1 protein-coding gene is annotated in these 303 nt (G+C 53.8%); it reads left to right on the forward strand.

Annotation, left to right across the window (positions count from 1 at the left end; all coding sequences use genetic code 11):
- The coding region (locus AACY08_RS30195) for a transposase (RefSeq protein ID WP_339472749.1) at positions 1 to 303 on the forward strand (303 nt) is incomplete at both ends.

A 303-nucleotide genomic window follows, 5' to 3' on the forward strand; every position in this document is an offset into this window, starting at 1 on the left:
GGGCGCTAAACAAGATAATGGGTGTGGATTTAACCGCAATTCCTACCATCGGCATCGATACGGCTTTGGTCTTGGCCAGTGAATTGGGACCGGACTTGTCACGATTTCCGACTTCACAACACTTCTGCTCCTGGCTTGGCCTGGCTCCGCCCACAAGGATTTCGGGAGGGAAACCACTGCCTGGTAAAGCGGTGAAGGTAATTAATCGAGCTGCGCAGGCATTGAAGCAAGCAGCCTCAATCGCCCGCAATGACAAGAGCTTTATCGGCGCCAGTCATCGTGCTCGCCTGACCCGAATGGATA

This window comes from Pseudomonas sp. EL_65y_Pfl1_R83, from assembly GCF_963970695.1.
GTDB lineage: Bacteria > Pseudomonadota > Gammaproteobacteria > Pseudomonadales > Pseudomonadaceae > Aquipseudomonas > Aquipseudomonas tritici.